Source organism: Alishewanella sp. WH16-1 (genome assembly GCF_001441695.1).
GTDB classification, from domain to species: Bacteria; Pseudomonadota; Gammaproteobacteria; order Enterobacterales; family Alteromonadaceae; genus Alishewanella; species Alishewanella agri.
The window spans coordinates 1-5,561 of sequence record NZ_LCWL01000099.1 but is presented as its reverse complement, the minus strand read 5'-3'; the positions used below and the strand labels follow the sequence as shown (position 1 = coordinate 5,561).

Here is a 5,561-nt window from a genome sequence, read left to right as displayed (position 1 = left end):
ATCCCGCCTCCTACTCGATCTTGTCTTAGCTGGAATTTTTCTTTATTAGTGTGTAAAAGCCGGGCCATAACCCGAGCTCCACAAGATGGCGGTAGACGCCAGGACGACAACCAGCAATACCAGACCGCAGGTCACCACTGAGCTAGCGTAGATAAAGCCGCGCTCTTCCGGAATATGCATCAGAATCGGTACGCCGACATAGAGCAAATAAACTGAGTAGGCTAAACCGGCTAAACCGACCATCATCACAAACCACAGTTCTGGATACAGGGCAGCTAAACCAACCATAAACAGCGGTGTTGAAGTATAGGACGCCAGTTCCAGCGTTTGGGTATAGGTTGGTTCGGCACCAAAGGTATGAGCCATCCAGTGAGCCAACAATCCCAATGCAAAGACGCCGGCGATTAAGGCGATATACATTGCCACTGCCATCAGGCGGGCACTTTCAGCGGTTAAAAAGATTTTTTCGCCAACGCCGATGCTCCAACCTAAGTGTACTGCCGAATAGTAGGCACAAATAGATGGGATCAGTGCAACCAGCAGGATATGCATCATGCTGTAGCGGAAGCTTTCGTGTCTGGCATCAATGGTATGCCACTCTTCTTTCGGGTGGGCATACAAGCCCCATAAATGGTTTAGAATCATAATTATTATCCTTATTACTGCAAAACTGCACCCTTGTCCGGACAATAACGCAGTTGCCCGTATATAAGTTATGGTTTATGGCAGGGGGTTAGTCAAGTGTGCTGTTGACAATTTAACCACTATTTCATAGCCACGCCGTTGCTGGCAGGGCGGGACGGCTTTGGTTATAATCTGCGCCTGTTTTTTCAAGCGACGTGCCGATGCTAACTACCGAATATCAAAGCTTACTGGAACCGATTAACCATTTTTTGCGATGCAGCACGCCAGACGCCTGGTTGCAGCAGGCAGCGAAAGCTGAATCCTTACCGGTGTTACTAACGGATCATCTGATTTGTGAGCTTAAGGCGGCGCAATCAGCGATGTTTTTAATTCGTCGCTATGTGGTAGATGAGCAAAGCGCTGAAGCTTTGTTGCAATGGCTAAAGCCATACGAAGACTTCACCTATCGCCAGCTCGGTGACTGGCAGCAACTGGCTGAGCATAAGCTGAAAAAGTCGATGCTGCCAAAAGCCAGTTCGGCTTACGGCCAGGAACTGATCGATAAGATGGTGTTGCTGATTAAAGAAGAGCTACACCATTTTTATCAGGTGCTGGAAATGATGCAGCAGTTTGGCGTGCCGTACGACAAAATCACCTCCAGTCGCTACGCCAAAGGTTTGCTCAGGCACGTCAGTACTTTTGAGCCAAATGCGCTGGTCGACAAACTGATTTGTGGTGCCTTTATTGAAGCGCGCTCCTGTGAGCGTTTCGCGCGCTTAGCGCCTTTATTGCCTGCTGCAATTGGTGATTTTTATATTTCGCTACTGCGTTCGGAAGCGCGTCATTATCAGGATTATCTGAGTCTGGCACAGCAGATTGCCGGTAGCGATATCAGCGCGCGGGTGGCGTTTTTTGCCGAAGTTGAAGCCGAGCTGATTTTAAGCCCGGATACGGATTTTAAGTTCCATAGTGGGGTACCAGCCGCAAGCCTGCAGGCGATCGCCTGAGACTAATCAGGATTTCGCTGGCAGCGGATCAAATACCAGTTGCCACTGTTCAGGGCTGACTTTCAGATAGCTGCTTTGCGTATACCAGTCACCCAGCACATAACGCTCTGCTGCCTGACCATTAACTTGTAGCTGATGTACTGCCGGTCTGTGGGTATGGCCATGGATCAGTTTCTGCACGCCAAATTGCGCCATCACTTTTGGCACTTCTTCTGGTGTCACGTCCATAATAGTCGCGGCATCTTGTCGCAGATATTGCGCTTTCGCTTTGGCGCTTTTCTCGCGGGCTTTACGGGCAATCCGCTGTCGTATGCTAAGTGGTAACGACAACATCAGCGTCTGCCACCAGGGTTGATCCCACCAGCGGCGGAATTTCTGATAGGCCAGATCCAGGGTGCAGAGGCTATCGCCATGCATAATCAGCGTAGGGGTACCATAGAGATCAATCACCTGCTGCTGCGGCAATAAGGTCATGCCGGCTTGCTTGGCGTAACGCGCTTTTAATAAGAAATCACGGTTGCCGTGAATAAAGAATACCGGCATCTGCTTATTGAGCGCTTTGAGTGCTGCAGCAACCTCTGCCAGTAATAGCTCCGGATTGTCATCACCAATCCAGACTTCAAATAAATCACCCAGAATATAGAGCGCATCGGCTTGCTGCGTTTCAGCAGCGAGGAAATGCAAAAAGGCCTGAGTAATATCAGGCCTGTCTGCTGCCAGATGAAGATCGGCAATAAAAAGCGTATACGCCATCAGCGTAAATACCGCTTAAGCGCTATGTAGCTCAGCGCGCTCGATTACGACCGGCTCTACTGGTACATCGGCATGGCCGGCAAAGCGACCGGTACGAACTTTACGGATTTTATCAATCACGTCCATGCCTTCAATCACTTCACCAAATACACAGTAACCCCAGCCTTGCGAGCTCTCTGAGCTGAAATCCAGGAAGTTGTTATCGGCAACATTGATAAAGAACTGGCAGGTGGCCGAGTGCGGATCGCTGGTACGAGCCATCGCAATGGTGCCTTTTTTATTCGAAACCTTGTTATTGGCTTCGTTTTTAATGGGTTTCTTGGTGTCTTTTTGATCCATATCCGGAGTAAAGCCGCCGCCTTGGATCATAAAGCCGTCAATTACGCGGTGAAAAATGGTACCGTCGAAGAAGCCATCTTTTACATAGCTTAAAAAGTTCTCAACAGTAACGGGGGCCTTGTCGGCGAACAGTTGCAGTTTAATTACGCCAAAATTGGTATGTAAGCTAACCATAGTATCGGGTCCTGTCAGGTTAAAGTGCGCCTATTCTAGCGCAGCCGCCGTGATAAACAAAGCAAGGATAGCGGGCCTTGTCCGGCAATGTTACACTAGCTCCCTTTTTATCGGGCCAGCAATTACGAGGAAAGCATGCTGCAGATTTACAACACCTTAAGCCGTCAAAAAGAAGTCTTTACCCCTATTACGCCGGGCAAAGTGGGCTTATATGTCTGCGGTATTACCATCTACGATTACTGTCATGTTGGCCATGCCCGTACCTATGTCGCTTTCGATGTGATTAACCGTTATTTACGGTTTTGTGGCTATGATGTGACCTATGTGCGCAATATCACTGATGTTGACGATAAAATCATTAAACGTGCGGCTGAAAATGGCGAAAGCTGTGATGCCTTAACGGCCCGTTTTACCCAGGCTATGCATGCCGATTTCAACGCGCTGGGCTTGCTGCCGGCAGATATTGAACCGACGGTAACTGGCCATATGCAGGAGATTATCCTGATGGTGCAGCAGTTGCTGGATAAAGGCTATGCCTATATCGCCAAAGATGGTGATGTGCTGTTTGATGTCAGCAAATATGACGCCTATGGCGAATTGAGCCAGCAAAATCTGGAGATGTTGCAAGCCGGTGCCCGGGTAGAAGTCTCGGATAGCAAAGACGATCCACTGGACTTTGTGTTGTGGAAAACGGCCAAGCCGGGTGAGCCGTACTGGCAATCACCGTGGGGCAATGGCCGACCAGGCTGGCATATCGAGTGTTCGGCCATGAGTGCCAAACATTTAGGCGCGCATTTTGATATTCATGGTGGCGGTTCAGACTTACAGTTTCCGCATCACGAAAATGAGATTGCCCAGTCGACCTGTGCCCATGGCCATAAATACGTTAATACCTGGATCCATACCGGTATGGTGCAGGTTGATAAAGAGAAGATGTCCAAATCGCTGGGTAATTTCTTTACCGTCAAAGAAGTGCTGGCGCAGTACAATGCCGAGGCGGTACGTTACTTCTTATTATCCAGCCAGTACCGTAGTCAGCTGAATTACTCAAAAGAGAATCTAGAGCAGGCACATGCGGCGCTGGGACGGTTATATAATGCGCTGCGGGATATTACGCCGGCAACTCAGGTCGATTTAAATAATGACTATGTCGCACGCTTTAAAGCGGCGATGGATGATGATTTTAATACCCCTGAAGCCTTACCAGTGTTATTTGAACTGGCGCGCGAAGTAAACCGCTTTAAAACCACTGAGCCGGCCAAAGCCGCTGATTTAGCTGCGGTGTTACAAACTCTGGCCGGCGTGCTGGGGATTTTACAGGGTGATGCTGAAGCCTTCTTAAAATCCGGCGCTTCGGATGATGAAATAGGGCAAATTGAAGCCTTAATCGCGAAGCGTAACGCCGCCCGTGCCGCGAAAGATTGGGCGGCAGCCGATGCAGCCCGCGCCGAGCTGACTGCGCTTGGGATAGTGCTGGAAGATAAAAACGGTGTCACCAGTTGGCGTAAAGCTTAAAGCCTGTCGCCATAGCCAATAAAAAAACCGCTTTACTGCGGTTTTTTTATTGGCTTGATAAATTAGCGCAGCTTAGCTGGCGTCATGATACAGTTCGCAGGCTTCCAGAGTATTTTCAATCAGGCTGGCAACGGTCATTGGGCCGACACCACCCGGTACCGGTGTGATATAGCGGGCATGCTTAACAGCATTGGCATAGTCAACATCGCCGACAAGTTTACCCGTATCCAAACGGTTGATGCCGACGTCGACCACTAAAGCACCAGGTTTCACCCAATCACCCGGAATAAACTCCGGCCGGCCGACCGCCACCACCAGTAAATCGGCGCGCCGTACCTGCTGCTCCAGATTTCTAGTAAATTTATGGCATACGGTAGTGGTACAGCCAGCCAGCAACAGCTCCAGCGCCATTGGCCGGCCTACAATATTGGAAGCACCAACCACCACTGCTTCCATACCCTTAATATTAACACCGGTGCTATTGAGCAGGGTCATAATGCCTTTCGGCGTACAGGGGCGCAGTGCCGGCATCCGCTGTGCCAAGCGTCCTATATTATAGGGATGAAAACCATCAACATCTTTTCTGGGGTCAATCCGCTCTAAAATGGCTGATGCATCTAAACCGGCAGGCAGGGGCAGCTGAACCAGGATACCATCGACGCTTTGGTCGTGATTTAACTGATCAATTAAATCGAATAATTGCTGTTGGCTGGTATCTGCCGGCAAATCATAGGACACCGAGTGAAAACCCACTTCCTCGCAGGCTTTACGCTTGCTGCCGACATAAACCTGCGATGCCGGATCCAGGCCGACTAACACCACTGCCAGACCTGGCGCACGCTTACCGGCGGCAACCCTTGCCCGAACCTGTGCTGCGACCTTATCTTTTGTTGCCTGGGCAACGGCTTTACCATCAATAATTTGTGCTGTCATGCCTGCTGAATTCCCGCCAGTTTTGAAAGCAGTATTTTCGCACAGCAGCCGCTTTTCTGCCATCCTTGATCGGCAACCGCCGTTTTTTCTCGCTTTAGGTTCAAATAATCGCCAATCGGCTGAAATTAGCAAAAAATAGTTTGACGCTACAGGTCGCGGGCGTTAATATTCCGCCCCGTTGCAGCAGTGCAGCATAGTCGGTGATTGGCGCAGCTT

The 5,561-nt window shown here is 49.8% G+C and carries 6 protein-coding genes; 2 read left to right on the top strand and 4 right to left on the bottom strand.

Features of this window, described 5'->3' with window-relative positions:
- Nucleotides 1-45 precede the first annotated feature (45 nt).
- Nucleotides 46-645: a Yip1 family protein gene (locus tag AAY72_RS09960; protein WP_008984206.1), complete on the bottom strand. Its 600-nt coding sequence runs from the start codon at nt 643-645 to the stop codon at nt 46-48.
- A 200-nt stretch (nt 646-845) separates the two neighbouring features.
- On the opposite strand from AAY72_RS09960, the gene AAY72_RS09955 reads away from it, so the two are divergent.
- On the top strand, nt 846-1,631 hold the full coding sequence (locus AAY72_RS09955) for a tRNA-(ms[2]io[6]A)-hydroxylase (RefSeq protein ID WP_057787234.1): 786 nt from the start codon (nt 846-848) through the stop codon (nt 1,629-1,631).
- 6 nt (nt 1,632-1,637) lie between these two features.
- On the opposite strand, the gene AAY72_RS09950 is transcribed toward AAY72_RS09955, so the two are convergent.
- Nucleotides 1,638-2,384, bottom strand: coding sequence for a UDP-2,3-diacylglucosamine diphosphatase (locus AAY72_RS09950; RefSeq protein ID WP_057787232.1), 747 nt, complete (start codon nt 2,382-2,384; stop codon nt 1,638-1,640).
- Nucleotides 2,385-2,399: 15 nt separating this feature from the next.
- Nucleotides 2,400-2,897, bottom strand: coding sequence for a peptidylprolyl isomerase (locus AAY72_RS09945; RefSeq protein ID WP_057787231.1), 498 nt, complete (start codon nt 2,895-2,897; stop codon nt 2,400-2,402).
- 135 nt (nt 2,898-3,032) lie between these two features.
- On the opposite strand from AAY72_RS09945, the gene cysS reads away from it, so the two are divergent.
- Entirely contained in the window at nt 3,033-4,412 is a 1,380-nt protein-coding gene (cysS, locus tag AAY72_RS09940) for a cysteine--tRNA ligase (RefSeq protein ID WP_057787229.1), read from the top strand.
- A gap of 72 nt (nt 4,413-4,484) precedes the next feature.
- Here cysS and folD read toward each other — a convergent pair whose 3' ends face one another.
- Nucleotides 4,485-5,345 carry a bifunctional methylenetetrahydrofolate dehydrogenase/methenyltetrahydrofolate cyclohydrolase FolD gene (gene folD / locus AAY72_RS09935; RefSeq protein WP_057787236.1) on the bottom strand — a complete coding sequence of 287 codons (861 nt, stop codon included), beginning with the start codon at nt 5,343-5,345 and terminating at the stop codon, nt 4,485-4,487.
- Between the last annotated feature and the right edge of the window lie 216 nt (nt 5,346-5,561).

Excerpts from the sequence above, each read along its gene's own strand:
- AAY72_RS09960 (WP_008984206.1), bottom strand. The coding sequence starts at position 645 with ATGATTCTAAACCATTTATGGGGCTTGTATGCCCACCCGAAAGAAGAG.
- AAY72_RS09955 (WP_057787234.1), top strand. The coding sequence starts at position 846 with ATGCTAACTACCGAATATCAAAGCTTACTGGAACCGATTAACCATTTT.
- AAY72_RS09950 (WP_057787232.1), bottom strand. The coding sequence starts at position 2,384 with ATGGCGTATACGCTTTTTATTGCCGATCTTCATCTGGCAGCAGACAGG.
- AAY72_RS09945 (WP_057787231.1), bottom strand. The coding sequence starts at position 2,897 with ATGGTTAGCTTACATACCAATTTTGGCGTAATTAAACTGCAACTGTTC.
- cysS (WP_057787229.1), top strand. The coding sequence starts at position 3,033 with ATGCTGCAGATTTACAACACCTTAAGCCGTCAAAAAGAAGTCTTTACC.
- folD (WP_057787236.1), bottom strand. The coding sequence starts at position 5,345 with ATGACAGCACAAATTATTGATGGTAAAGCCGTTGCCCAGGCAACAAAA.